At 36.1% G+C, this 26302-nt stretch carries 23 protein-coding genes; 16 read left to right on the forward strand and 7 right to left on the reverse strand.

Annotated elements, in window-relative coordinates; genetic code table 11:
* Nucleotides 1-56 precede the first annotated feature (56 nt).
* Nucleotides 57-1229 carry an O-antigen ligase family protein gene (locus ACRXC1_RS15895; protein WP_433660278.1) on the forward strand — a complete coding sequence of 391 codons (1173 nt, stop codon included), beginning with the start codon at nucleotides 57-59 and terminating at the stop codon, nucleotides 1227-1229.
* A 42-nt stretch (nucleotides 1230-1271) separates the two neighbouring features.
* On the opposite strand, the gene ACRXC1_RS15900 is transcribed toward ACRXC1_RS15895, so the two are convergent.
* The 7 genes from ACRXC1_RS15900 to dnaA form a co-directional block, all read right to left on the reverse strand.
* Entirely contained in the window at nucleotides 1272-1472 is a 201-nt protein-coding gene (locus ACRXC1_RS15900) for a hypothetical protein (RefSeq protein ID WP_433660280.1), read from the reverse strand.
* Nucleotides 1473-1474: 2 nt separating this feature from the next.
* Entirely contained in the window at nucleotides 1475-2311 is an 837-nt protein-coding gene (locus ACRXC1_RS15905; RefSeq protein WP_433660282.1) for a tetratricopeptide repeat protein, read from the reverse strand.
* Nucleotides 2259-4772, reverse strand: a complete 2514-nt coding sequence (gene gyrA / locus ACRXC1_RS15910; protein ID WP_433660284.1) for a DNA gyrase subunit A — start codon at nucleotides 4770-4772, stop codon at nucleotides 2259-2261. The genes ACRXC1_RS15905 and gyrA overlap by 53 nt, the downstream gene beginning before the upstream one ends.
* A gap of 9 nt (nucleotides 4773-4781) precedes the next feature.
* Complete coding sequence (gyrB, locus tag ACRXC1_RS15915) at nucleotides 4782-7244, reverse strand: DNA topoisomerase (ATP-hydrolyzing) subunit B (RefSeq protein ID WP_393098978.1); 2463 nt, start codon at nucleotides 7242-7244, stop codon at nucleotides 4782-4784.
* A 64-nt stretch (nucleotides 7245-7308) separates the two neighbouring features.
* Nucleotides 7309-8391 (reverse strand): DNA replication/repair protein RecF, encoded by a 1083-nt coding sequence (gene recF, locus ACRXC1_RS15920; protein WP_433660286.1) that lies wholly within the window; start codon nucleotides 8389-8391, stop codon nucleotides 7309-7311.
* A 4-nt stretch (nucleotides 8392-8395) separates the two neighbouring features.
* On the reverse strand, nucleotides 8396-9508 hold the full coding sequence (dnaN, locus tag ACRXC1_RS15925) for a DNA polymerase III subunit beta (RefSeq protein ID WP_433660288.1): 1113 nt from the start codon (nucleotides 9506-9508) through the stop codon (nucleotides 8396-8398).
* A 769-nt stretch (nucleotides 9509-10277) separates the two neighbouring features.
* Nucleotides 10278-11909 (reverse strand): chromosomal replication initiator protein DnaA, encoded by a 1632-nt coding sequence (gene dnaA, locus ACRXC1_RS15930; RefSeq protein WP_433660290.1) that lies wholly within the window; start codon nucleotides 11907-11909, stop codon nucleotides 10278-10280.
* Nucleotides 11910-12151: 242 nt separating this feature from the next.
* Between dnaA and rpmH the strand changes: the two genes are divergently transcribed.
* The 15 genes from rpmH to atpD all read left to right on the forward strand — a co-directional run bounded on the left by rpmH (nucleotide 12152) and on the right by atpD (nucleotide 26273).
* Nucleotides 12152-12304 (forward strand): 50S ribosomal protein L34, encoded by a 153-nt coding sequence (gene rpmH, locus ACRXC1_RS15935; protein ID WP_103218603.1) that lies wholly within the window; start codon nucleotides 12152-12154, stop codon nucleotides 12302-12304.
* Nucleotides 12304-12663, forward strand: coding sequence for a ribonuclease P protein component (gene rnpA / locus ACRXC1_RS15940; protein WP_393098986.1), 360 nt, complete (start codon nucleotides 12304-12306; stop codon nucleotides 12661-12663). The genes rpmH and rnpA overlap by 1 nt, the downstream gene beginning before the upstream one ends.
* An 81-nt stretch (nucleotides 12664-12744) precedes the next feature.
* Entirely contained in the window at nucleotides 12745-14217 is a 1473-nt protein-coding gene (gene yidC / locus ACRXC1_RS15945; protein ID WP_433660293.1) for a membrane protein insertase YidC, read from the forward strand.
* Nucleotides 14218-14223: 6 nt separating this feature from the next.
* Nucleotides 14224-15771 (forward strand): tRNA modification GTPase, encoded by a 1548-nt coding sequence (locus ACRXC1_RS15950; protein WP_433660295.1) that lies wholly within the window; start codon nucleotides 14224-14226, stop codon nucleotides 15769-15771.
* Nucleotides 15772-15912: 141 nt separating this feature from the next.
* On the forward strand, nucleotides 15913-17754 hold the full coding sequence (gene mnmG / locus ACRXC1_RS15955; protein ID WP_393098993.1) for a tRNA uridine-5-carboxymethylaminomethyl(34) synthesis enzyme MnmG: 1842 nt from the start codon (nucleotides 15913-15915) through the stop codon (nucleotides 17752-17754).
* Nucleotides 17751-18416: a 16S rRNA (guanine(527)-N(7))-methyltransferase RsmG gene (locus ACRXC1_RS15960; protein ID WP_392910764.1), complete on the forward strand. Its 666-nt coding sequence runs from the start codon at nucleotides 17751-17753 to the stop codon at nucleotides 18414-18416. Before mnmG ends, ACRXC1_RS15960 begins: the two co-directional genes overlap by 4 nt.
* A 36-nt stretch (nucleotides 18417-18452) precedes the next feature.
* Complete coding sequence (locus ACRXC1_RS15965; RefSeq protein WP_392910762.1) at nucleotides 18453-19304, forward strand: ParA family protein; 852 nt, start codon at nucleotides 18453-18455, stop codon at nucleotides 19302-19304.
* A 16-nt stretch (nucleotides 19305-19320) separates the two neighbouring features.
* The gene (locus ACRXC1_RS15970) at nucleotides 19321-20289 is read left to right on the forward strand and encodes a ParB/RepB/Spo0J family partition protein (protein WP_433660298.1); all 969 of its coding nucleotides are present in this window, start codon (nucleotides 19321-19323) and stop codon (nucleotides 20287-20289) included.
* A gap of 103 nt (nucleotides 20290-20392) precedes the next feature.
* Nucleotides 20393-20725, forward strand: coding sequence for a bactofilin family protein (locus ACRXC1_RS15975; RefSeq protein WP_103218611.1), 333 nt, complete (start codon nucleotides 20393-20395; stop codon nucleotides 20723-20725).
* 144 nt (nucleotides 20726-20869) lie between these two features.
* A complete protein-coding gene (locus ACRXC1_RS15980) occupies nucleotides 20870-21313 on the forward strand; it encodes a hypothetical protein (RefSeq protein WP_392910759.1) in 444 nt (147 codons plus the stop codon).
* Nucleotides 21314-21336: 23 nt separating this feature from the next.
* Nucleotides 21337-21864: a hypothetical protein gene (locus tag ACRXC1_RS15985; RefSeq protein ID WP_433660301.1), complete on the forward strand. Its 528-nt coding sequence runs from the start codon at nucleotides 21337-21339 to the stop codon at nucleotides 21862-21864.
* Between the two features lie 16 nt (nucleotides 21865-21880).
* On the forward strand, nucleotides 21881-22420 hold the full coding sequence (gene atpH, locus ACRXC1_RS15990; RefSeq protein ID WP_393061761.1) for an ATP synthase F1 subunit delta: 540 nt from the start codon (nucleotides 21881-21883) through the stop codon (nucleotides 22418-22420).
* Between the two features lie 25 nt (nucleotides 22421-22445).
* Nucleotides 22446-23954 (forward strand): F0F1 ATP synthase subunit alpha, encoded by a 1509-nt coding sequence (atpA, locus tag ACRXC1_RS15995; RefSeq protein ID WP_433660434.1) that lies wholly within the window; start codon nucleotides 22446-22448, stop codon nucleotides 23952-23954.
* A 17-nt stretch (nucleotides 23955-23971) separates the two neighbouring features.
* The gene (atpG, locus tag ACRXC1_RS16000; protein WP_392910753.1) at nucleotides 23972-24844 is read left to right on the forward strand and encodes an ATP synthase F1 subunit gamma; all 873 of its coding nucleotides are present in this window, start codon (nucleotides 23972-23974) and stop codon (nucleotides 24842-24844) included.
* Nucleotides 24845-24854: 10 nt separating this feature from the next.
* Nucleotides 24855-26273, forward strand: coding sequence for a F0F1 ATP synthase subunit beta (gene atpD, locus ACRXC1_RS16005; protein ID WP_392910751.1), 1419 nt, complete (start codon nucleotides 24855-24857; stop codon nucleotides 26271-26273).
* Nucleotides 26274-26302: the final 29 nt, after the last annotated feature.

Here is a 26302-nt window from a genome sequence, read left to right on the forward strand (position 1 = left end):
GGATGCATTGTTACTATAATTTGCGTTGATTTCAAATACTTTTGACAGGGATAACTATGACTGAATCAAGAAAGCTCAATTTGTTTGCTTGGGCCATTTTCTTTTACTTAGTAATGACTATTTTTCATAAAGCTTTTGTTTCTGTTGGTATGCTTTTATTTGTAGTTCTCGCATTCAATACTTCTAAAGAATCTTTTATTAATGTTTTTAAAGATAAGAAACTCATTTTCTTAGTGTTATTGATTTTAATTTTCATTGCATCATTGCTTTTCAATGAAGCAGGTAATTACAATAAGCTTAAATATTATCTGCCACCCCTGTTATTTGTTGCTGCTTATTATCAGTTTGGTCCTAAATTATCTGATACTTGGATTAAAAGAATTATTTTTTGGCTTTTAACTCTTAGCGCCTTAAGTTCGGTCGTTGGAGTAATAACAGTTATCTTTGATTATAATATTTTAAAGCTTAAATTTGATGATTACCCAAGGAATAAGGGAGCATTTCTTGGAATTATGTACTACTCATATACGAATGCAATAATCTGTGCAATCTCAGCGGCACTTCTTGTACATTATAAAAAATTTAAAAAGTATGTAAGTTTTAAATTAGTTCTTATCAGTTTGATATTAAACTTAATTGGATTATATTTCACATATACTCGCGGTGCTATTCTTGCTTTATTTGCGGGCCTTCCGTTTATTTTTTATTACACTAATAAAAAAACTTTTATATCACTTTTTTTAGCAGGCTTGTTACTTGCCTCAGCTGTTGCTTATCTTATCTTTGGTAATTCGGGGATATCATTCTATCGTTTCAGACCAAATGCAACTAGTGATAATGCTAGAATTGTTATGTTTAAAACAGCTGCTATTATGTATTCTAAAAAACCAATCATAGGGTATGGTTTTCAAAATTACCATGAGCCTTGTAAAGTTATCCAAGACGAATATGATCTAAAACCTAGATGGTGTCATTACCACTCACATAACCAGTATCTAGATGCATTTGCTTTAGCTGGTACTTTTGGCGGAGTTGCATTCTTACTATTTTTTGGTTCGTGGCTTTTTACTTACCTAATTGGTTATCGCGATATCTACTTATTTTCACTGCCCGGCCTTGTTACATTCTTAGCAATATGTATGACAGACACTCCTTTCTATATGGGAGCAGTTTGTTCAATAATATTCACATTATTTGGAATGATGTTTGTAAACAGAGAAAAGACGTAAATTACATAATATACGCCGGTATGTTCTTAAGTATCGGCGTTTTTATTTCTTTTTAAGCGCATACACAACCATCGATATCAAAATATTCCCAATTACCGCCAGAAAAATTCCCACGGCCCAGCCTTGTGTGATGATATCTTTTTTAACGAGTTCCCAAAGTCCCCAGGCAACAACGAGGGCCGTTGAAGGCAGAGACATGGCAAGTGCCATGGGCTTAATCCATTTCGGGTCATATAGGGCCATAGCTACCTCTTTCTCGCTACACGACGTTCATAAACTGAGTTAAGGCGGTCTTGGATAACTTTATTATTTGGGTACTCACCTAGGATTGAATAGTAGAGGTCATAGGCAGTTTGAAGGCGTTCAAGTGTTTCATAGCAATTGGCCATGAGAAAAATGGCGCGGACTTTTAGGTCGCGGCGATCTTCACGCTTGATATACTCGCGAAAGTATTGAACAGCGCGGTTCCAATCTTGTGACTCAAAGTACATGATTCCAGATTGGAAGAAGCTATCAACAAAGTACTTGTGGTTTCCATTATTGTGCATAGAAACTAAGTGCTCAGTGGCCTTATCATATTGCTTTAATTTGATATATGAACGGGCCAGGCGAAATTCGTAGAGGTCGTGATTAGAAAGCTTAGGCCTAAATGCAGAAAGCTTATTATAAACCTCAGCGGCCTTTGCATAATCATTGATATAGAGAAAAGCGATCTCACCAATACGCTCTTGAGTTTTTACCAGCCAAACTGGGTCAGTCGTAAGTTTAGGAATTTTCTCATAGAAATAAATTCCACGTTTATACTGGCCAAGAGAGACGGCATAGAGTTCTGCGATCTGATAATTGATCTTGATTTTGATTTCGTCATTTGGCGCCATCTCTAAGATCTTGTGGTACTGCTTTACCGCTTGGGCGTACTCTTGATTTGAGATGTGATTTTGCGCAATGAGGATGTCTTTGTGAATTCTTGGTGTGAAATCACAAGACGTAAGTAAAACGAGGGCCAGTAAAAAACTGGCCCTTATGAATTTATTCTTCAGAAGTTGATCCATCTTCGTCATCTGCTTCAATAATTTTTGCAATTGAAACAACCTTCTCACCTTCTTTAGGCTTAATTAGACGTACACCTTGAGTCGCGCGTCCCATTAGAGAGACACCACTTACTTTCGTACGAACAACTTGGCCGCGGTCAGTAATGATCATGAGATCATCTTTATCTGTTACTGGTTTAATTTGAACAATTTCACCGTTCTTCTCAGTTAATCTCATTGCAAGAATACCTTTCCCACCTCGAGTCTGCTTACGGTATTGAGAAGATTCAGTTCTCTTACCGTAACCTTGAGAAGTTACAGATAGAATTTCCATATTATCGTCAATTAATTCCATACCGATGATTTTTTCTTCTTCTGGATTAATATTGATCCCTTTTACACCTTGAGAAACACGGCCCATAGGTCTTGCATCATTAGTGTCAAAACGGATGATCTTACCAGCTGAAGAACATAGAAGGATATCTTTTGATCCATCGTTGATTCTAACATTTACAATATGATCACCATCTTGAAGTTTAATTGCAATTAGACCCGATTGTTTAACATTTGAGTACTCTTCAAGAGCTGTCTTCTTCACTAGACCTTTGTTAGTTGCAAAGATTAAGTACTTCTCATTAAGATCCATATCATGTGGTACACAGATAATTTCTGTTACACGATCACCACTTGGGATTTGAATAAGGTTTGCAATATTACGTCCCTTAGAAGTTCTTGTTCCTTCAGGAATTTCGTAAACTTTCTTCGAGAATACTTGCCCACGGCTTGTAAAGAATAGAAGCTTATCGTGAGTATTTGCCGTAAAGATATTTGTGAAGAAGTCGTCTTCGTTAGCAGCACCCTTAACACCCTTACCACCACGCTTTTGCGCTTTGTAAGTATCAAGAGGCATACGCTTCACATAACCCTTGTGAGTGATTGTTACAATCATTTCTTCACTTGCAACAAGGTCTTCGATTTGAATTTCGTCAGCTTTAGCAACGATTTCAGTTCTTCTCTCGTCACCATATTTCTCAATCACTTCAGTAAATTCTTCTTTGATGATTGCTTTAATCTTATCTTCAGAACCAAGGATTCCTTCTAAGCGTGAGATCTCTTTCATAATTGCTTCGTAATCAGCAATAATCTTATCTCTTTCTAGACCAGTTAGACGTTGAAGTCTCATATCTAGAATAGCTTGTGCTTGGATTTCACTTAGCTTAAATGTAGACATTAATTTCTCACGAGCATCTTGAGGCCCGTCAGACTTTTTGATCATCTCAACAACTTCATCGATATTTTCAACAGCTACTTTTAAACCTTCTAAGATATGCGCACGCTCACGTGCTTTCTTAAGTTCGTATACTGTACGACGAATAATGATCTCTCTTCTGTGATCAATGAAACACTCAAGTTGTTCTTTAATATTAAGAACTTTTGGAGAAGAGTTAACAATTGATAAGAAGATAATACCAAATGATGATTGTAGTGCTGTTTGCTTATATAGCTTATTCATTACTACTGTTGCGATCTCACCTTTTTTAAGGTCGATAACAACACGAATCCCCTCTCGAGAAGACTCATCACGTAGATCTGAAATTCCAACAAGTGATTTTGAGTTTACAAGGTCTGCAATCTTTTCAATTAGCTTAGCTTTGTTAACTTGGTATGGAAGTTCAGTAATAACAATTCTTTCACGATCTTGTTTCTTACCATGGATTTCCACATCCATTTTTGCACGCATCTGAACAACACCCTTACCTGTTTTGTAAGCAGAGCGAATCCCTTCAGTTCCGTGAATTGTCCCTGCAGTTGGAAAGTCTGGACCAGGGATAATTTTCATAATGTCTTCAATCGACATTTCACGATTATCAACAAGTTCAGTCAATGCCGTCATAACTTCAGTTAAGTTATGTGGAGGAATATTTGTTGCCATACCTACGGCAATACCAGCAGATCCGTTAACTAGAAGATTAGGAATCTTAGTTGGAAGAACTGTTGGCTCTTTAAGAGAGTCATCGTAGTTTGGTTGCCAATCAACTGTTTCTTTATCTAAGTCTTTTAGCATCTCTTCAGAAAGCTTTTGCATTCTGATCTCTGTATACCTCATGGCCGCAGCATTATCACCGTCAATTGAACCGAAGTTCCCTTGACCTTGAACCATTGGATATCTCATAGAGAAATCTTGGGCCATACGTACGATTGTATTATAAACCGCAGAGTCACCGTGTGGGTGATACTTACCAATAACGTCACCAACAACACGGGCAGACTTAAGGAATGGTTTATTGTGGTAGTTACCTAGTGAGTGCATTGCATACAGACAACGACGGTGAACTGGTTTCATCCCGTCACGTACATCTGGAAGAGCACGACCAACGATTACAGACATTGCGTAATCGAGGTAACAATTTTTCATCTCATCGCGAATACCGATTTGTTGAATATTTCCGTGGTTATGGCTTCCACCATCTCCGTTATCATTTTCATTTGTGATATTTGTTTCATCAGTCATAACTTAGTCCTATACGTCCAGATTTCTAACATTAAGTGCGTTTTCTTCAACAAACTGTCTTCTTGGTTCTACTTGATCACCCATAAGAACAGAGAATACTGAATCCGCTTCAATCGTATCTTCGATTTTAACTTGAAGAAGTGTTCTATTTTCAGGATTCATTGTTGTTTCCCAAAGTTGTTCAGGGTTCATTTCTCCAAGACCCTTATAACGTTGGATGTACGCGCCTTGTTTAGCATCGTCGATAATATAAGAAGCAAATGCTCTTAGTGATTCAAATTCCTTAGCTTCACCCTTTTCACCTTTAACGATAAATTTTCCAATTTTAAATTTTTGGATTCCATCATATAGGTTCATTAGATCTGCATATTCAGAAGACTCTAGGAAGTATGAACTTAATTTAAACTTCTTCGTTCTCGCTGTTGTCTTAACATTGATACGAAGTAAATGTGACTCATGCTCTTTATCTTCTTCAATTGAGAATGTGTAATTTCTTAACGTTTCAGATTCTTGAGTTTTGAAGTGTTCATCAAGTTTATTAACGATTGCTTCAAGCTTTGAGCGATCTTTAAGATCAGCTGCTGTGATACCAATTTCTTCAATTAGATGTCTTAATAAGAATGTATCGAAGTGAATATCATATGACTTAAGAGTTTTATCATATTGAGTAAACTTATTGATTAGGCCCTTAGCAACTTCTTCATCAATCATTTCACCATCGAAATTAATAGAAGTACCTTCAATTGCATTTGCAACTAAGAAAGTCTCAAGAGCTTTTTCATCTTTAAGATAAATCTCTTTCTTACCTTTCTTGTACTTATATAAAGGCGGTTGTGCGATATAAACATAACCTTGCTCAATCAGCTCAGGAAACTGACGGTAAAGTAGAGTTAGAATAAGAGTTCTAATGTGAGAACCATCGACGTCGGCATCTGTCATGATAACTAGCTTGTGGTAACGAAGTTTTGAGATGTCAAAATTACCTTTTCCAATCCCAGTACCCATTGCTTGAACGATCATTTTAATTTCGGCGTTACCAAGCATTTTGTCATAACGTGCTTTTTCAACGTTTAGAATCTTCCCTTTAAGTGGAAGAACGGCTTGATACTTACGATCACGTCCCTGCTTTGCAGAACCACCGGCAGAGTCACCCTCAACGATATAAATTTCTGAAAGTGCTGGATCTTTTTCCTGACAATCGGCCATCTTACCTGGCAGACCACCCATATCAAGAACAGACTTTCTTCTTGTTAATTCACGAGCACGTCTTGCAGCTTCACGAGCGGCAGCAGCATCAACTGATTTTCTAATAATCGTTTTTGCTGTCGACGGGTTTTCCTCTAAGTATCTTCTAAGAGCATCACCAACTAGAGAGTTTACGATACCTTCAACTTCAGAGTTACCTAGTTTGTCTTTTGTTTGACCTTCAAATTGAAGCTCTGGAAGCTTAACAGAGATAATTGCTGTTAACCCCTCTCTCATATCATCACCTGTTAAATTCGCTTTAATTCCTTTAAGCAGGTTATTTTCTTTTGCATATGCATTTAGAACACGAGTAAGAGCTGTTTTAAAACCAGAGATGTGAGTCCCACCACCTGGAGTTGTAATCGCGTTAGCATAACCAGAAAGAACTTCTGAGTATGAATCAGTCCATTGCATTGAAATTTCAACTTCGTAATCTTCTCTTGATTCTGCAATATAAATTGGATCTTTATGAACAACAGTCTTTGCTCTGTTTAGGTACTCAACGAATTGAATAAGACCACCCTCATAGTGGAAAGTTTCATTCTTATCAGTTCTCTCATCTTTAACAACGATCTTAAGACCTCTGTTAAGGAAGGCCATCTCTCTAAAACGATTTGTTAGAGTATCGTAATTGAATTCGTGTACTTCAAAAATTTCATTGTCCGGCTTAAAAGTAACAGAAGTTCCCGTTTGATTTGGATCTTCTAATTCACCTACAACTTTAAGTGGCTCTTTAGTTACACCATGGTTGAATTCTACTTGGTGAATTTTTCCATGCTTTTTAATTTCAACCTTAACCCACTTAGATAGTGCGTTTACAACAGAGGCACCAACGCCGTGTAGTCCACCTGAAACTTTATAAGCTCCACCATCTTCGTTAAACTTTCCACCAGCGTGAAGCTTTGTATATACAAGTTCTGCTGCAGATACACCTTCTTTAGGGTGAATATCGACAGGGATCCCTCGACCGTCATCGATAACAGTTACAGAGTTATCAACGTGAATAATTACTTTAATTTCGCTACAATAACCCGCAAGTGCTTCATCGACTGCGTTATCAACAATTTCATATACACAGTGATGTAGACCACGATTGGCCGTATCCCCAATATACATACCTGGTCTTTTTCTTACGGCCTCTAGTCCTTCAAGAACACTAATCTGGCTTGCGCCATATTCCTGTCCGACCTTACCAATACTTCCTGCTTGATTTTCTTGATTTTCCAAAAGGAACCTCTCTTCCAATTTCTTGTGTCAGTGTGTTGTTGTAAAAATATAATTTTTTGGAAGACTAGTTAACGGAACCATTCGAAATATAGATCTTATTTGCGCCATTAATTTTTTCTAATTCTTCCTTAAATTTTTCATTAGCTGTCGTGATTAAAACTTGGAACTCTCGTTGTTCCAAAAATTTAACCAGCCTACCCCATCTCGCCTTGTCTAGTTCCCCTGAGACGTCGTCGATAAGTACAATTGGATAGGTATTAAAGTTATACCTAAATAGCTCTATATAGGCAAATAAGAGGCTCAAATAAGACATTTTTTGTTGGCCTAAAGAACAAAATTCGTATGCATTCATCCCATCAAAAAGAAGCACGTAGTCATCTTTATGAACTTGATAGGTCGTATGCCCTACAACTAGGTCCTTTTCTAGCCTTTGTTGCATATAATCAAAGATCATCTCTGGTGAATAACCATGAAAACGAGAGTCAACTTCGATTTTTAGTGAATGATCTTCTGAGAAGATATCGCGATATGTATTTTCACAAAATGGAATGAGTTCAGTGACGAATTGATTTCTCATGGCCACTAGCTCATAAGCGTAGTCCGCCATTTGGCGATCAATAACATTTAACTGTTGACGAAATTGTGAAGGTTTCTTTGAAAGAAGAATATTTCTAAACCTAAGCGCAGAATTGTACTGATTTAATACCTTCTTATAATCGCGACTTAGCATTGATAAATGATCATCAAACCACTTTCTTCTAAAGCTTGGGATATTTGAAAAAGAATATGAATCAAATGGATTGATAAAGACTAGTTTTGCATCGAGCTTCTTTTTCGTATTCTTACCATTTAAGGCCCAAGTTGAACCTTGAGGATTCATCTTTCCACTGAAGGTAATATTGTCTCCATCGTGATCAAATAGCGATGAAAATAATATCTCAGGGTTATCCCCATCAATACTTAATAGCTGTGGAAAAGTAGTGTTTTTACGAAATGATTTTCTTGTCACTAGAACATGTAAAGCTTCTAATATATTAGTCTTTCCATTTCCGTTCTCACCTAAGATACAATTGATATTTCCGTTGAAAGAAATAATATCTGGTTCTAGGTTTCGAAAATTTGTTACCTGAAGTTTTACAAGTTTCAATTTACTAGATTCTAAGTGGCATAATGATTCCAAGATAATTTTGGATATCATTTGATCTAACAATTACCGCTGAAAATTCATTATTAAATTCAAAAGTAACATTCTCTGTATTTAGAATTGCAATTGAATCTAATAAGAAACGAGCATTAAAACCAATCTCAATTTCCTTACCTTCGTAATCAACTGGAATTGTCTCTTTTGCATCACCAAGTGAAGGATGGTTTGCAGAGATCGTCATATGGTTCTCAGTAAGCTTAAGCTTTACAGCATTAGACTTCTCGTTAGACATAATCTTGATGCGTCTAATAGCGTTTTGAATAACTTCTTTATCAGCTGTTAGTGAATAAGTTGTCTTAGCAGGAATTACTGCTTGATACTTTGGGTACTCTCTAGCAATTAAACGAATACCAAGTTGATATTGTTCATTAGCTGTTACATATAAATATGAGTCATCAACAGAAATAAACAGATTAGCACCTGGATAAGTTTCTGCGATTTTTCTAAGTTCTGCTACACCCTTCTTAGGAATAATAATTCCATTGATAAGAGCTTCGTTATTTTGTTCAGAGATATCATTTTCAATTAGAGACAGACGATGTCCATCAGTTGATACAGCTCTTAACTTCCCTTCTACTTCTTGAAAATAAATTCCGTTAAAGTGAAGTCTCGTTTCATCGTTTGAAATAGCATATGAAGTTTTAGTGATTAAGTTTAGTAGATCATCTGAATTTAGAGTGAAAGTATTTTCGCTTCCAAAGTGTAACTTAGGAAATTCATCTGCTTCGTAAATTAAAAGTGAATAATGGATTTCTTCACAATTTATTTTTAGGAGATTTTCACCATCTTCCAACTCAATGTTGATATCTGTGTTAGGAAGTTCTTTTAATATATCAAATAGGTTTTTAGCGTTTATACAAAATGAAGCTGTTCCTTCAGTTGACGCATTAATTGAATACTTTGCTGATACTTCAAGATCTGTTGCTGAAAGATATATTTTATCATTGCTAACAGTTAGTAACGTGTATGTTAATATTGGTCTTGAATTCTTCTTATCAATAACAGTTAAAATTTTATTTAATGCATCTCTTAAGTTATCTGTATCAACCCTAAGCTTCATTTTTAATCCTATCAGAAAATTATTTGTAATGTTGTATAATGGAAAACATTAGTTAGCAAGCGTGTCTAGAGCATTTAACTCTTCTTCTTTTTATATATATTTATATATATATTATATATAATCCTGTGGATAAGTTCATAAGTGGCAACTCCCCTTTTATTAGCTTGTCTTCTCAATTTGGCCATTGTTAGCAATCGTTGACTACTTTTTTTTATGCTTTGCATTCATTCGTATATTATTAAAATTGTAACAAAAGTATCATGTTATTAGATTTTTGCTCACGGCCTATTGTGAATAATTTTTGGGCCAAGAAAATTTCTTTAAAAAACCCTGTTTTGGCCAGTCATTTACTCACAAATTACAAACATGTTGATAACTTTTTTATCCACGGCCTTAAATTGTGTCGATAATATTATTAACGGCCGTGAATAAGTTTTTAAATATTATATAAGCTATTGAAATAACTACATTTATTAATTCACAATTAATTTTCTTGGCCGTGGATTGGCCGTCTAGGGCCGTGAATAACTCCCATTTCGTAGGACCAAAACTGACTAGTCAAATACTGGTGTGAATTTGTCGGCCTAATGACTAGTCAATATATCAACATTCCACAAATTTTTCGTTGATAGAGTCGGGGACTGGCCACTCAATTATTCACGGCCGACTGGCCAAATGGCCGGCCAATATTGAGCATACAAAAAAGGCCGTGAATAACACGGCCTATATCTTGGTTAGTCAGTTGACTAGTCAATAGTTTGATAGGGGATTATAACGAGTTTTCAATCGTCATAATTGTCTTAGAAAGCATTGGATCTTGAGACAGTTGTTTTGAAATTTTTTGTTCAGCGTGAACAACAGAGCTGTGATCACGTCCACCAAAGAACTGACCAATCTCTTCATGGGTTGCACTTGCAAGCTTACGACTTAAGTACATGGCCACAAAACGAGCATTAGCAATATCTTTTACACGTGATTTAGATTTAAGATCAGCAACTGGAATTTTGAAGTACTGTGAAGTTTGCTTCGCAATTCCTTCAATCGTTATTTTCTTTTCGTCTTCGTAGTCTCTAAGTCCTAGAACCTCTTTAACCATTTCTAATTCGATATCAACCTTCATGATATCAGAGTAGGCTGAAAGCTTAATTAGAGCACCCTCAAGCTCTCTAATCGAGTTTTTAACATTACAAGCAATCAGGTTCACAATATCTTCAGATAGGAATAGGTCAAGATCGTCGGCCTTAGCATTAATGATAGCAACTCTTGTTTCAATATCTGGCTTTTGAATATCAACAACTAGACCCCATTGTAGGCGAGTCTTAATTCTTTCTTCTAGTCCGTTAATCTCTTGTGGTGTTTTATCAGACGTGAAAATTAACTGTTTACCTTTTTGATAGAGCTCATTAAAGATGTGGAAGAATTCTCTTTGAGTTCCTTCTTTACCTTTAAGTTCATGAACATCATCAATCATAAGAACATCAACTTTATCAGAATACTTAGAACGGAATTCTGGAAGTTGTTTGTTGCGAATCGATTCAATCATTTCCTTCATGAAGTCACGTGCTGTAATCAAGCAAATTACATAGTGAGGGTATTGATTGTGAATACCGTTGGCCATGGCATGTAAGAGGTGAGTCTTACCAAGTCCCGAGTTTGAATGAATATAAAGTGATGGATACTTACCAGCTTTACCAGGACTTTTTGCAATCGCTAAAGAAGCGGCATAGGCCATATTATTAGATGGACCGATGACAAAGTTTTTAAATGTTTTGCTTCGATCAATAACGATATTATTATAGTCATCACTTACGTGATCAATATACTTAGATTCAACTTGAGAGAGTAGATCATCTTGAACCGGCTCTAAATCTAACGAAAAAGAGATTTCATTGGCCGATTTTGGCCTATTTTGAGTTGGTTCTATAGGACCATTATTTAAGTGTTGTGATAGGCTGTTTTGAGCTAAGTTATTGTTATTATTAGCTATTAACTCAATCTGATATGATTTACCTAACGTATTTACAATACTTTGGCTAATTTGGTCTAGGTTCTTCTCAATAAATGACTTAATAAAGTTAGTCGTCGTTGAAAAGATTGCTCTTTCACCATCAATATTCATTAATCTAAAGAAATCACCTTGGAAGAATGATGCATATTTTTGTGCATTTATTAATGATTTCAAAGAGTTATGAATTTCTGTGTTCATCATATCTAGTTCTTCAGCACTGAAGAAATCATCCGATAGGCTAGAGTTATTATATGATGGTTGATTTAAATTTTGCTTAATATTGAAGGGATCTTCAATAATATTCTTATTGGCAAGATCTTCTATGTTGTTGATTTTATTATTTGATGGGTTAGAATTCTTTAAAAATTCATTAAAAGGAAAATTTCCCTGCATGTTGGATTCCCTTGAGCATCTACTCGTCAATTTTTCTTTAATTACGTGTTGTGGGGAGAATTTGTATCATGGCCCAAAATCCTAGGCCAATAAAAAAATGGGTTTTTTACGCATGGCCAAATAAATCAATTATTTTGGCCTGCACTATGTACAGGGCCATTGACCAGTGATGCGAAATGGTATAATACTAGCCCTTACAATATTAATTTTTAGTTAAACAGTTATAGTTAGGTAGGTTGAAGATGTCTAAAAGAACTTGGCAGCCAAAAAGAAAGAAAAGAATGAGAGTACACGGTTTCCTTAAAAGAATGGAAACAGCTGGTGGTCGCAACGTTATCAAGGCTCGTAGAGCTAAGGGACGTAAGCAACTTACAGTTTCTCACGGTAAGAAATAATGACATCAGTTGATAGCACTTTTGATAAAAGTTCAAGACTGCTATCAACTGAAGATTTTTCTTATTTAAGAAAAAATTCTCAAGTAATCACTGATCGTTGGCTTCGTATTTATTACAAGCCATCACGTCTTAACTCTGAAGTTTCCAGAGTCGGTTTTTCTGTTACTAAAAAAGTCGGTAAAGCTAATAAGCGTAATCTTTGTAAGAGAATTATTAGAGAATTCTTCCGTAAGAGTTCGTATCGTAATAACGGTAAGGACTTTATGATTGTTGTCTCTAATCGCCTTTTTAAAAATTCACAAAATCCTAAAGAAGATCTTCGAAATTCCCTTGTGAACGCCTTTGCAAAAATTCAATAAAAGATTAACAACTCCTTTATAGCGTGTTAAAAATCTCCATACTTAAGCACTTAAGAAAATACACTTTAGGAGTATTAAAGAATGAATAATGACCAAAAACGCACTGTCTTAGCGTTTGTTCTTACTGGTGTAATTGTCTTTACATGGCAAGCACTTTTCAGTTCAAACCAAACAGTTCAACAACCAGTTAAGCAAGAACAAGTACAAACTCAAAACACAAAAGGCACAGCAACAACTTCTTCATCAGAAACGAAGCCAATTGCTACACAAACAAATAAAGCTACTAATCTAACTTCAGTAACTCTTAAAGCAGGTTCTTTTTTCTATACAGTAAATAGTGATCTTTCTTTCAGCGAAGCTGCTGGTAATAAAACATCAATGACTTTAAAAGAGCTTTCAGACAAAGATAACTTTTTTAACTTCAAGTTAATTGATACGAATAACAATCTTCAAAATTTCAATTTTGTTTTTGATGAACAAACAGCAGAAAATGAAGTTGTAGGTAATGACCTTAATAAGCAAATTTCAATTCGTTTAAAACTAGAAGATGATGGCCGTCTTACTTACCAGTTAAATGGTGCTCAAGATTTTAGACTTTCATACAATATGTCAGCTACTGAAAAACAATCTGATAATAGAACTTATCGTCAGTACGTTGTTCAGGGAATGGATACTGATCGTTATAATCTAGAATCAGATGAAAAGGGTGAGGGGAGCTTAAAGTGGGTTGCCCTAGATTTTAATCACCATGTTTTCTTTAACGTATTTACTGAAAAGCAAACGATCAATTACATGGCCACTGAAAGTGGTGAGATCTTTTTCCAAACTGTAAATGGTAAGAAGAATTACAATGGTTATGTTCTTTACGCTCTTAAAAATTATGACTACCTTTTAGGATTTGATAATCAACTAGATCTATCAATCGATTTTGGTATCTTTGGAATCTTTGCTGTTCCAATTCTTAAAGCAATGCAAATGCTTTACACTTATGTAGGAAACTACGGTGTTGCAATTATCCTTTTAACAATTGTTATTCGTCTTGCAACTTATCCTCTTCAAGCTAAGTCTTTTAGATCGATGAAGAAGATGCAAGTTCTACAACCTGAAATTGCAAAGCTTAAAGAAAAATATGCTGACGATCCAATGAAGCAGCAAAAAGAAACAATGGAATTATTTAAAAGATCAGGTGCTTCACCATTAGGTGGATGTCTTCCGATGGTTCTTCAAATTCCAATTTTCATTGCCTTCTATCAAGCAATTTCAAACTCTGTTGAACTAGTTGGTTCGCCATTTTATTTTTGGTTAACTGACCTTAGTGCAAAAGATCCGTACTATATTCTTCCTGCAATTATGGGGATTACAATGCTTGTGCAAACAAAGCTTAATCCTTCAACTTCTGCAGACCCAAATCAACAGAAGATTATGTACATTATGCCGATCGTTTTCATTTTCATTATGAAAGACCTTCCAGCTGGTTTAAACCTGTATTTCACAGTTTCAAACATTCTGGGAATTGCACAACAACTATACGTTTATAAAACTGCAGAAGCATAATTAACCATGATATATGAAACGGATGACCTACCTATTGTCGCTTGCTCGACTGGCCTAAATGAGAATACGGCCATAGGGGTTATCCGTTTATCTGGTTTTTCCCATATTGGTTCTATAGGACCATTTTTCAAAAAAGATTTATCAAACCTTGAAGTTCGTAAAGCAACCTTTACTAAATTATATGACCAGGAAGGAAACTTCTTAGACGAAGTCGTTATAACGTATTTTAAGGGCCCAAATAGTTACAATGGTGAAAATATACTGGAGATAGCTGCACACGGTAATACACTTAATTTAAAGCGTATTATGAATGCATTCATTAACTCTGGTGAGTTTCGTTTAGCAAAGAATGGTGAATTCACTTATCGAGCACTAAAGAATAAGAAGCTCTCTCTTGCACAAGTCGAAGGACTTGATGCTCTTTTAAATGCTTCTTCTTCTCTAATGCTTGATGAAGGACTTAAACTTCTTAATGGAAGCCTTTATCAAAAATATACTGATCTCTACGATAAGTTTTTAAAACTAAAAGCAGCTGTTGAAATTAATATCGACTTTGCTGAAGACGTAGGGGAGGAACAGTCTCAAAAATTATTAGACGATGCTGTTGCTGATATCAGTGGTCATATTACTTCACTTCATCGAAGTGCCAGTGTGAATGCTAAAAGTTTAATGTCTCCAGACATTGTTCTTTGTGGTGAGCCCAACGCCGGTAAGAGTTCATTATTCAATTTATTCTTAAATGAATCACGATCAATTGTTTCTGATATTGCAGGAACCACACGTGATTATATTTCTGAATATATCAGCCTTGGTAATGAAACTTTCAAATTAGTTGATACGGCCGGACTTCGCAATACCACTGACGTTATTGAAGAAGAGGGGATTAAAAGAAGCCGTAATCTAATTGAAAATGCCTTCTATAAAATCCTTCTTGTGAATATTAATGAAGTTGAAAAATATCAATATCACGATATTAAAGAGACACTTTTTGATGCTTTAATCTTTACACATTTTGATGAATTTAAAGGTTCTTTCAACTTAGATAACTTAAAAGAAAATCTTCCTAAGGCTATTAAATACTATAGTGCCGACACTTCAAAAGGTGAGGGAAGTCTAGTTCAAATAAGTGGTCCTATCGGACCAGATTCAAAAAGTGGTTCTATAGAACCAGAACAAATTAATAATGGTCCTATGGGGGCAATTCAGAATAATGGTCCTATAGAACCAAAAGAAATCAATGGTCCTACAGGGGCAGCCAAAAATGGTCCTATAGAACCAGCTCATATAACTGACTTAATTACTCAAGATATATTATCTAAGTATTTAAAATTACGTAATAGTGATCCAATCTCAATAGAGAGACATCGTGTTGTTATCAATGATATCTATGGAAAATTCACGGAGTTCTCTAATAATATCAAGTACTTAGATGATATTGCTATTATTTCCTCTGAGGTTTCAATCCTAGAAAAGAAAACCGCAGAACTTATTGGAATCATTAGTCCAGATGATACTCTTACACATATCTTCACTAACTTCTGTATAGGTAAATAATATATAAACCATTGATTTTTCTTAAAATATAGCTTAAATGTTCCACGTAGAACTTTATTATTAGAACTGCGCCTATTTGTTCCACGTAGAACAAATCTTGGCAAAAGTTCCACGTGGAACACGTGTAGAATCGGAATTAATATGTTTGATGTAGCCATCATCGGTGGAGGACATGCAGGACTTGAAGCTGCTTGGGCCGCCGCTCAGTTTGATTTAAAAGTTGCAATCGTAACTATGCCTGGTGTGAGTATAGCATCAGCACCCTGTAATCCAGCAGTTGGTGGAGTGGGGAAAGGTCAGGTTGTAAGAGAGATTGATGCTCTAGGTGGTATCATGGGGAAATTAGCTGATCGAAGTGCAATTCAATATCGTACATTAAATGAATCCAAGGGTTATGCTGTACAGTCAACTCGTGTACAAATTGACAAGGAAGTATACGCCAGGAATGCAGAAGCTGAAGTTGAGGCCAATGACAATATAACTGTTATTCGAGAGATGGTAGAGAGAGTAAGTAAAGATCAAGACTCTTTCGTTATTAAAACAGCTGAAGGCGAGTATCTTTCAAAGAAGATCGTTGTTACGACTGGTACTTTCTTAGCAGGTAAGATGCATACGGGAGAGGAACAGTCTGACGGTGGACGAGTTGATTGCCTTAAGGCAGATTCTCTAGAGAATATCTTTGTAGGTGTAACTGCACTAAAGACTAGATTTAAAACAGGAACTCCTGCACGTCTTAAGAGAGATTCCATCGATTTTTCCAAGATGGTGGAGCAGGAAAGTGATCCTACTGCAGTAAATTTCCACTTTGGGCATGATTTAAACGAAAGATTTGTTAAGCAGGTCTCTTGCCATCTTACTAAGACAAATGAAAAGACCCTAGGGATTATACGCGACAATAAAGAAAGAAGTCCTATCTTTAATGGTCAGATCAAAGGTGTTGGACCTAGATATTGTCCCTCTATTGAAGATAAGGCCTATCGTTATGAAGATAAGGATGTTCACCACGTCTTTGTTGAGCCAGAATCACTAGAATTAGATACGTTTTATCCAAATGGTATCTCTACATCTCTTCCACGTGAGATACAGCTAGACTTTATCCGTACTATAGAAGGTTTGGAGAATGCCGAGATTGCTATCTATGGATATGCTGTAGAATATGATGTTGTCGATACAACATGCCTAGATAGAACACTTCAGTCAAAAGAAATGCCAGGTCTCTACTTCGCTGGGCAAGTAAATGGTACTTCTGGTTACGAAGAAGCTGCGGGACAAGGATTAATTGCAGGAATTAATGCTGCTAGATCAGCTATTGGGGCAGAGAAGTTTATATTAGATCGTGAGGATTCATATATTGGCGTTATGGTAGAGGATCTTGTATCGAATAAAAGAGATGAGCCTTACAGACTATTTACTGCACGTAATGAAAACCGTCTCTACGTAAGAGAGGATAATACGATTCTACGTATGAAAAAGTATCGTCAACAGCTAGGCTTATATGCTGATGTAGACCAATACCAAGAAACATTTGAAAGAAGTTTTAATATCATATGGAATATAGCTAAGAATTATACATATAAAGCTAATCCAAAAAATAAAGACCATTTTACACAAAAAGGTTATGGACCTCTTAGTTCGAATATTACACTTGCTGAATTATCTAAAAGAGCACATTTAAATCCAGTTGATGTACTAGCAGCGGAGTTGAATGAGAATAATATGGCCTTCGATCCGAATGTTATCCGTACAGTAGCTATCTCTCTTAAATACGAGGGTTATATTGATCGTGCACTAGTAGAGAATGCAAAGATAAATCGTTTGAGTAAAAAACCAATTGATTGGACGGTATTAGTAGCTAGTGAAAATATCTCATTTGAGTGCCGCCAACGTATAACAGAAATTAAGCCAGAAAGCTTTGGCCAATTACAAAGAATAGTAGGGATTCGTCCTGCAACCTTAGCCTATGTAGCAGGTAATATTTTATGATGAAAGATACAGAGTTTTGCCAGAAGTACCTAGAACAAATCAACGGTCCTTTTGCAGGAATTAACTTAACAAGAATTAATACACCAGAAGAGTTTTTTGATAAGCAATATGTAGATAGTGTTAAACCTATCGAAAATGTAGCTTCACTTAAGAAGATCTATGACAATACTAAAATCCATGTCGATATTGGTTTTGGTGGAGGCTTTCCTTTACTACCACTTGCTAGCTTAAATCCAGATAAGAAGTATATTGGTTTTGAAGCAAGAGGGAAGAAGTCAAAGGTTGTTAATCAGATTGCTGAGGCCATCGGTCTTGATAATGTTAAGACATATCATCAAAGATTTGAGAACGTGTATTTTGATCGCGACTGTACAATTACATTCAAGGCAGTATCAACGATACAAAACCTTCTTCCATTAATTATCACAGATAAAACTGTAAATGTTATCTTCTACAAAGGTCCAAACTTCTATGAATTAGAAGACCTGGATTGGCTTGGTAATAAGTGGGAGATTGTTGAAGAGACACTTGTTGATATTCCTAATACTGAAGGGCGTATGATGATTGCCTTACGTAATAAGAATGTTCTACGTGGAACAGAAATAACGAGTTTTAGAAAAAATAAAAATAAACAGCTTGTCACTTTGTCTTCATTTCTTTAAAAATATAGTAACAACTATATCTTTTGGGAGACATAAATGGCTAAAATTATTGCACTCATGAATCAGAAGGGTGGTGTTGGTAAGACAACTACTACAATTAACCTTGCTGCCTGCCTTGCAGTAGCCGAGAAAAAAACTCTGGTAATTGACCTAGACCCTCAGGGTAACGGTAGTGTTAGTTTAGGGCTTGATTCAGCGCAGCATAATGGAAGCAATATCTATCATGCAATGATTGGTAAAACAGATATTCGTGAATGTATCTACGAAACTGAATTACCTAATCTTCATATCTGTCCATCTGATAATAACTTATCAGGAGCCGAGATTGAGTTAGTAAGTGAATTCGCTAGAGAGTCAAAGCTAAAGACAGCTTTTATGCCAGTGATGGATTCTTACGACTATATCCTAATTGATTGTCCTCCTTCACTTGGTCTTTTAACTGTGAACGCGCTTAACGCTGCTCATAGCTTTATTGTACCAATGCAAACTGAATACCTTGCAATGGAAGGTCTGGCACAACTTGTAAACACAGTAAAACTTATTAAAGCAAATTTAAATCCTACATTAGAAATGGACGGAATCGTCCTTACTATGTTTGATGGAAGAGCATCTCTTCACAAGCAAGTTGCAGAAGAGATTAGAAGGCACTTCGGCGATAAAGTATTTCAATCGGTAATACCTCGAAATGTAAAACTCGCCGAGTGTCCATCTTTTGGTAAACCAATTATCCTTTACGATATTGAATCAAAAGGTTCTGAAGCTTACTTATCACTAGCTAAAGAACTTATTATTAAAGATCGTGCACAATCAGTAGAAATTCAAAATGAACTACCACAGGTTCCATCTTCAAATGAAGTTGATGGTTCATTAGCTGGTAACATTCAATAGGTAAGGGGAAGAGAGAATGGCTAAGAAAATGGCGTTAGGAAAAGGAATGGGATCGTTACTTGGTGGCACTCAAGGTGCTTCTAAAGCATCAAAGGCTCAAGCAGCTTTTTCTGATCTACAAAAAGTAGCAGCAGATAATCCAGCTCCTACTAATAAACCAGTGCTTAATGCAACTCCTGTAGTACAAGTAGAAACTAATCCTTCAATGCTTGATATTACAGTAATTCATGCAAACCCAAACCAACCAAGAAAGATCTTTAAAGAAGAAGAACTTCATGAGCTTTCAAACTCAATTAAAGAAAACGGTGTTATTCAACCACTAATCGTTGTTAAGGCCGATAATGGATATGAACTTGTTGCTGGTGAAAGAAGACTTCGTGCTTCTAAGTTAGCAGGTCTTACTCAGGTTCCAGTTGTGATTAAAAGAGCGACTGACCGTGAAAAGATGGTTATGTCGATCATTGAAAACGTTCAAAGATCTGATCTTAACTGTGTTGAAGAAGCTCTTGCATACTTTGCACTTATGGAAGACTTCAACTTGACTCAAGAGGAAGTTGCAAAGAAAGTAGGTAAGGAAAGATCTACAGTAGCTAACTTCCTACGTATTCTTAAGCTTCCACGCGATGTTGTTGAATTAATTCAAAAGGATCAACTTTCATTTGGTCATGCTAAAATTTTAGCTGGTGTTAAAGAGAGAGAAGATTGTATCCGTATTGCAAATAAAGCAGCTCTTGATAATCTATCAGTTCGCGAAACTGAAAAATTAATCAAGTCAGCAAAGAGACCAACAAAAGTTGGCAAAGAAGAAGAAAACTTCGACTTTTTTAATGGAAAAATGTCACAGTACCGAGAAAAATTAGAACAAAAAACTGGTTATCATTTCGGTATTAAAACAAATAAAAACGGTGGAGGAGAAGTTGTACTAAAGTTCTCTAATGAAGCCGAATTTAATGATATTTTTGAATACTTACTTTTAAATAGATAATGTTTTATTGGTCCTATGGGACCAGTCTTTATGGCCGGTCCTATAGAACCAAAATTTAAATCAAATATGGTCCTATAGAACCAGCCACGGAAAGGGTAGATTTATGACACAAGGAACAATGGCAGCGATTATCGAAGACGGGTGTAAACTCGAAGGTAATATCACACTAAACGGTGTAGGGCGCATAGCGGGAATTGTGAACGGAACTATCTTTTCAAACGATACGGTAATTATTTCCGAGGCCGCTGTAATTAATGCAGACATTATTGCAGATGTAATTATGATTAGTGGAATCGTAAAAGGTGACATCAAGGCGACTTCTCGCGTTGAGATTATTAAACCAGCTCGCTTCGAAGGGACTATCACTACACCTTCGCTTATTGTGGAAGACGGCGTTATTTTCCACGGTACAACGAAGATGCACGACGAGAAATAATTAAATAAATTTGATTATTTACAACTTAAATAAATATTAACAATCATTCAGAAAAAAGCGGTTTATCTTGACGATAGGCCAGATAAAGTTTAATTATTAGTGAACTTTTAACCAATCTTATTACACAATTTGGGGTAGTCACTAATGGATACTATCAATACAGTATTAAACTCTCTAGGTATCAACTCTACTTTTTTCATTCAATTGGCCATCGTTACAGTTCTTTACTTTGTAACAAGAAACCTGATCTGGTCTAAGCTTCAAGAAGTTCTTGAAAATCGCGAAGCAAAAACTACTAAAATGGAATCTGGTGCTGACGAAAAGTCACGTCTTGCGATTGAGCTAGAAAATGAATATAAGTCAAAAATTGAAGGTGCTCAATCTGAAGCTTTCAACTTAATTCAAAATAAGAAAGAAGAAGTTACTAAGCGTGAAGCAGTTAAAGTAAAAGAACTTGCTAATAAGCTTGAAGCAGAAGCTAACTCAGAAAAAGCAAAATACTCTCAAGAATTAGAAGAGAAGAAAGTTGCTATCATGAAAGATGCTGATGAGCTTTCATCACTTCTAGTTGATAAAATTGTACAGTAGTCATTAAATTATAAGGATACTAAATGAAATTATTATTAGCTCTAGTTTTTAGTAATATCGTATTTGCAGCTGGTGGCGAGTACCACGGTGGTCATTTATCAGACCTACTAGTTCCTGCAATTAACTTCACAATTGTTTTTGGATTCATGGCATGGAAAATAATCCCTTTCATGAAAAACTCATTTGTAGAAAAAGCAGATTCTATTAAGGATCTTGTAGAGTACGCAGCGGAGAAAGATGCAAAAGCAGAAAAAGAATTATCAGCTTCAAAAGCTAAGCTTGATAATATCGAAGGTGAGAAAGAGCAAATCATCGCTAATGCAAAAAATGATGGTGAAAAGTTCGAAGAAACTTACGTTCAAGAAATCAAAGCATCAATGGAAAAAATGGAAGTAGATTCTTCACACAAGTTAGAATCTGAAAAGAAGATGATGCTTAAGCAACTTAATGAATCACTATTAGATGAAGTAATTTCTAAAACAAAGAATAAAATTCACTCTGATAGTTCATTATCAAATAAAGCAACAAGCAATTTAATTTCAAGACTATAGTTCTAGGGTTAGTAAGATGAAAGAAAAGAATGTAGCCAAAGCGTATGCAAAAGCGATTTTCAGCCTAGGTAAAGAGTCTAATATTAATACAGCACAAGAGCTTACTGCTCTTACAGAAGTAATCAATGCAAGCAATGATTTAGAAAACGTTATGTTTCTAGATGTATTTACTATTGAGGAAAAAGCTTCTGTTCTTAATGATGTATTAGCAAAGTTAGGGCTTTCTCAAGTTGTAAAATCATTTATTAATTTCCTACTTCAAGAAAAGAGAATTGGTATTCTACCTCTAATCTTTAAAGAAGTTATCGTTATGGATGATCATGAAAAAGGTTTCATGAGAGGAACAATTGAAGGTAGTTCAGATTCAATTGATACTGAGTCACTTAATAAGATCAAATCTTTTATTAAGTCACAACTTGGATCAGAACCTGAGTTAACTTATACAAAAAACGAAAAAATTACAGCAGGTGTTCGTGTGACAGTTGAAGACTATCAAATCGATGCATCTGTAGATAAACAACTTAATACTTTAAAAGAATCAATTATAAATGGCTAATGGCCAATTATTGTAGAGGTAAATGATGTCAATGAATCCAGAAGAAATTACGAGCATTATCAAAGACAGAATTGCTAACTTCGAAACTAAACTTCAAGTAGACGAAGTAGGTACAGTTCTTACTGTTGGTGATGGTGTTGCTAGAGTTTTCGGTCTTAAAAACGTAATGGCCGGAGAGCTTGTAGAATTTGCTACAGGTACAAAAGGTATGGTTCTAAACCTAGAAACTAACAACGTAGGTGTTGCTATTCTTGGTGATGATCCAAAAATCACAGAAGGTTCAACAGTTAAAAGAACTCAAAAGATCGTTGAAGTACCAGTAGGTGACGCTCTTTTAGGTCGTGTTGTTGATGCTATTGGTAATCCAATTGATGGACAAGGTGAAATCGTTTCTGAACACACTAGACGTGTTGAAATTAAAGCTCCAGGTATTCTAGGTAGAAAATCTGTACATGAGCCACTTCAAACAGGTATTAAAGCAATCGACGCTATGATACCAATCGGACGTGGTCAACGTGAGCTTATCATTGGTGACAGAAAGACAGGTAAAACTGCTGTTGCAATCGATACAATCATCAACCAAAAAGGTAAAGATGTTGTTTGTATCTACGTAGCTGTTGGTCAAAAGAACTCAACAGTACGTCAAGTACAACAAAAACTAAAAGAAGCTGGTGCTCTTGATTATACAATCATCGTATCTGCAACTGCTTCTAACTCTGCACCACTTCAGTACCTAGCACCATATACTGGTTGTACAATGGGTGAGTACTACAGAGATAGCGGAAAGCACGCACTAATCGTTTATGATGATTTAACAAAACAAGCTCAAGCTTATCGTCAACTTTCACTACTTCTTAGACGTCCACCAGGACGTGAAGCATTCCCAGGGGACGTTTTCTACTGTCACTCAAGACTACTTGAGCGTGCGGCGAAACTATCTGATGACCTAGGAGCTGGTTCACTAACTGCACTTCCTGTTATTGAAACTCAAGAAGGTGACGTTTCTGCATATATTCCAACAAACGTAATTTCAATTACTGATGGTCAGATCTTCCTAGAAGGTGACCTTTTCAACTCTGGTATTCGTCCAGCTGTTAACGTTGGTATCTCAGTATCACGAGTTGGTGGTTCTGCTCAGATTAAAGCAATGAAAAAAGTTGCTGGTACACTAAGACTTGATCTTGCTCAGTACCGTGAACTTCAAGCTTTCGCGGCTTTCGGTTCAGATCTAGACGAAGCTACTCAAAAACAACTTTCAAAAGGTGAGAGACTTGTTGAGCTACTTAAGCAAGCACAATATTCTCCATTCGACGTAATCGATCAAACTGTATCTGTATATGCTGGTACAAAAGGTATGTTCGATTCAGTACCTGTTGATAAGGTAAGAGTTGCTGAAAAAGATCTTCTAGATCACCTAAATACTTCTCACTCAGATCTTATGAATTCATTAAGAGCAGAGAAACAAATCTCTGGTGAGAACGACGGTAAATTAGCAACTGCAATTAAAGAATTTATTGCAAGTAAGAACTACTAATTAATTGAGGAGCCATAATGGCAAATATTAAGGATCTTAAAAAGAAAATCAAAAGTACTAAGGGTACTTTAAAGATTACGGAAGCTATGAAACTTGTTTCAGCTGCAAAGCTAAACAAGGCTCAGAATGCTATTCTGAATGCGCGTCCTTATGCAAATGAATTAGAAGATTCAATTAAAACAATTTCTGCTTTAGTTGAAGATTACAACCATTCTTTCTTAAATAATAACGAATCTAAGAAAGAAGTACTTCTTGTAATTTCTTCGAATAAAGGTCTTTGTGGTGGTTATAACTCAGGTCTTGCAAAAGCTGTTAAAGCTTATCTTGCAAAACATGAAGATACTAACAACCTAGAAGTTCACTTTATCGGTACTAAAGTAAAAGAACTTGTTGTGAAACTTGTTAATGAAGGTGAAACTTATGGTTTTGAAAGAACAGAACCACAATTTCATGAAGTTCAAAATATTGCGTCTAAGCTTTCTGAGCTTTTCGCAACTGGTGAAGTAGGAAAGGTAAGTATTGCTTACAATATCTTCCATTCTGCTATCCAGGTTGAACCAACTGTTAAACAAGTACTTCCAATGACTCTTGATTCATCTGAAAGAGATGAGCTAAAGGAAAAGTATCCGTTTGATTTCAGATACAACCCTGGTGCTGAAAATATTTTAGATGGCCTTATCCCAGAAGCATACACAAGTGCAATGTGGACTGCAGTATTAGATGCTACAGCAGCAGAGCATGGATCACGTATGTCAGCAATGGATAGTGCCGTTGGAAACTGTAAAGATGCAATTAGAACACTAACTATTAAAATGAATAAATTGAGACAAGCGGCGATTACGACTGAACTTATTGAAGTTGTATCAGGTGCTGAGTCCCTCAATGGTTAAGGAGCGTAGAATGTCACAAGCAAAAGGTGTTATTCGTCAAGTTATGGGTCCTGTTGTAGACGTTGAATTTGCTGATGGAAATTTACCGGAAATCTATAACGCCCTTTTAGTTACAAACTCAACAATCAACGACAAAGAAAATAACCTTGTTCTTGAAGTTGCAACTCACCTAGGTGATAACGTTGTTAGAACGATCGCTATGGACCAAACTGAAGGTCTATCAAGAGGACTAGTTGTTACTGACAGTGGTGCTCCAATTCAAGCACCTGTAGGTCGTGAATGTCTTGGTCGTATCATTAACGTAGTTGGTGAGGCGATTGATGAAGCTGGTGAATTAGGTAATAAAAAATCTTACTCAATCCACAGAGAAGCTCCATCATTTGAAAATCAATCAACAAAACTTGAGCCATTCTTTACTGGTATTAAAGTTATTGACCTTCTTGCTCCATACCTAAAGGGTGGAAAGATTGGTCTATTTGGTGGTGCTGGTGTTGGTAAAACAGTTCTAATTATGGAACTTATCAACAACATTGCTACTCAACACGGTGGTTTCTCAGTATTCGCTGGTGTTGGTGAAAGAACTCGTGAAGGAAACGACCTTTACGAAGAAATGAAAGAATCAGGAGTTATCGATAAGACAGCTCTAGTATATGGTCAGATGAATGAGCCACCAGGTGCCCGTGCACGTGTTGCTCTAACTGGTCTTTCTCTAGCGGAATACTTCCGTGATGAAGAGAAACAAGACGTACTATTCTTCGTTGATAATATCTTCCGTTTTACACAAGCTGGTTCAGAGGTATCTGCACTACTTGGACGTATTCCATCTGCCGTAGGTTACCAACCAACTCTTGGTACTGAGATGGGTGCTATGCAGGAGCGTATTACTTCAACTAAAGATGGTTCGATTACTTCTATCCAAGCTGTATACGTACCTGCCGATGACTACACGGATCCGGCTCCAGCAACTACATTCGCTCACCTTGATGCGACTACTGAACTTTCACGTTCAATTGCTGAAAAAGGTATCTACCCAGCGGTAGACCCACTAACATCATCTTCAACTATTCTATCTCCAGCTATCCTTGGTGATGATCACTATGATACTGCTCGTTCAGTTCAACAGATCCTTCAAAGATATAAGGAACTTCAAGATATCATCGCGATTCTTGGTATGGATGAACTTTCTGAAGAAGATAAAGTACTTGTTGGTCGTGCAAGAAAGATTGAGAAATTCCTTTCTCAACCATTCTTCGTTGCTGAGCAGTTTACAGGTATCCCAGGTCAATTCGTTGATATCAACGATACGATCAAAGCATTCAAGGCTATCTTAGCTGGTGAATGTGATGAAGTTCCTGAGCAAGCTTTCTACCTTGTTGGTAACCTAAACATGGTATATGAAAAGTGGGAACAACTTAAGAAAGACGCATAACTAAGTAGTAGGTTCCATGGGCCAAAAGC

It is taken from the genome of Halobacteriovorax sp. GFR8, assembly GCF_050955245.1.
Taxonomy (GTDB): Bacteria; Bdellovibrionota; Bacteriovoracia; order Bacteriovoracales; family Bacteriovoracaceae; genus Halobacteriovorax_A.

Excerpts from the sequence above, each read along its gene's own strand:
- ACRXC1_RS15895 (WP_433660278.1), top strand. The coding sequence starts at position 57 with ATGACTGAATCAAGAAAGCTCAATTTGTTTGCTTGGGCCATTTTCTTT.
- ACRXC1_RS15900 (WP_433660280.1), bottom strand. The coding sequence starts at position 1,472 with ATGGCCCTATATGACCCGAAATGGATTAAGCCCATGGCACTTGCCATG.
- gyrA (WP_433660284.1), bottom strand. The coding sequence starts at position 4,772 with ATGACTGATGAAACAAATATCACAAATGAAAATGATAACGGAGATGGT.
- dnaN (WP_433660288.1), bottom strand. The coding sequence starts at position 9,508 with ATGAAGCTTAGGGTTGATACAGATAACTTAAGAGATGCATTAAATAAA.
- dnaA (WP_433660290.1), bottom strand. The coding sequence starts at position 11,909 with ATGCAGGGAAATTTTCCTTTTAATGAATTTTTAAAGAATTCTAACCCA.
- rpmH (WP_103218603.1), top strand. The coding sequence starts at position 12,152 with ATGTCTAAAAGAACTTGGCAGCCAAAAAGAAAGAAAAGAATGAGAGTA.
- rnpA (WP_393098986.1), top strand. The coding sequence starts at position 12,304 with ATGACATCAGTTGATAGCACTTTTGATAAAAGTTCAAGACTGCTATCA.
- yidC (WP_433660293.1), top strand. The coding sequence starts at position 12,745 with ATGAATAATGACCAAAAACGCACTGTCTTAGCGTTTGTTCTTACTGGT.
- ACRXC1_RS15950 (WP_433660295.1), top strand. The coding sequence starts at position 14,224 with ATGATATATGAAACGGATGACCTACCTATTGTCGCTTGCTCGACTGGC.
- mnmG (WP_393098993.1), top strand. The coding sequence starts at position 15,913 with ATGTTTGATGTAGCCATCATCGGTGGAGGACATGCAGGACTTGAAGCT.
- ACRXC1_RS15960 (WP_392910764.1), top strand. The coding sequence starts at position 17,751 with ATGATGAAAGATACAGAGTTTTGCCAGAAGTACCTAGAACAAATCAAC.
- ACRXC1_RS15965 (WP_392910762.1), top strand. The coding sequence starts at position 18,453 with ATGGCTAAAATTATTGCACTCATGAATCAGAAGGGTGGTGTTGGTAAG.
- ACRXC1_RS15970 (WP_433660298.1), top strand. The coding sequence starts at position 19,321 with ATGGCTAAGAAAATGGCGTTAGGAAAAGGAATGGGATCGTTACTTGGT.
- ACRXC1_RS15975 (WP_103218611.1), top strand. The coding sequence starts at position 20,393 with ATGACACAAGGAACAATGGCAGCGATTATCGAAGACGGGTGTAAACTC.
- ACRXC1_RS15980 (WP_392910759.1), top strand. The coding sequence starts at position 20,870 with ATGGATACTATCAATACAGTATTAAACTCTCTAGGTATCAACTCTACT.
- ACRXC1_RS15985 (WP_433660301.1), top strand. The coding sequence starts at position 21,337 with ATGAAATTATTATTAGCTCTAGTTTTTAGTAATATCGTATTTGCAGCT.
- atpH (WP_393061761.1), top strand. The coding sequence starts at position 21,881 with ATGAAAGAAAAGAATGTAGCCAAAGCGTATGCAAAAGCGATTTTCAGC.
- atpA (WP_433660434.1), top strand. The coding sequence starts at position 22,446 with ATGTCAATGAATCCAGAAGAAATTACGAGCATTATCAAAGACAGAATT.
- atpG (WP_392910753.1), top strand. The coding sequence starts at position 23,972 with ATGGCAAATATTAAGGATCTTAAAAAGAAAATCAAAAGTACTAAGGGT.
- atpD (WP_392910751.1), top strand. The coding sequence starts at position 24,855 with ATGTCACAAGCAAAAGGTGTTATTCGTCAAGTTATGGGTCCTGTTGTA.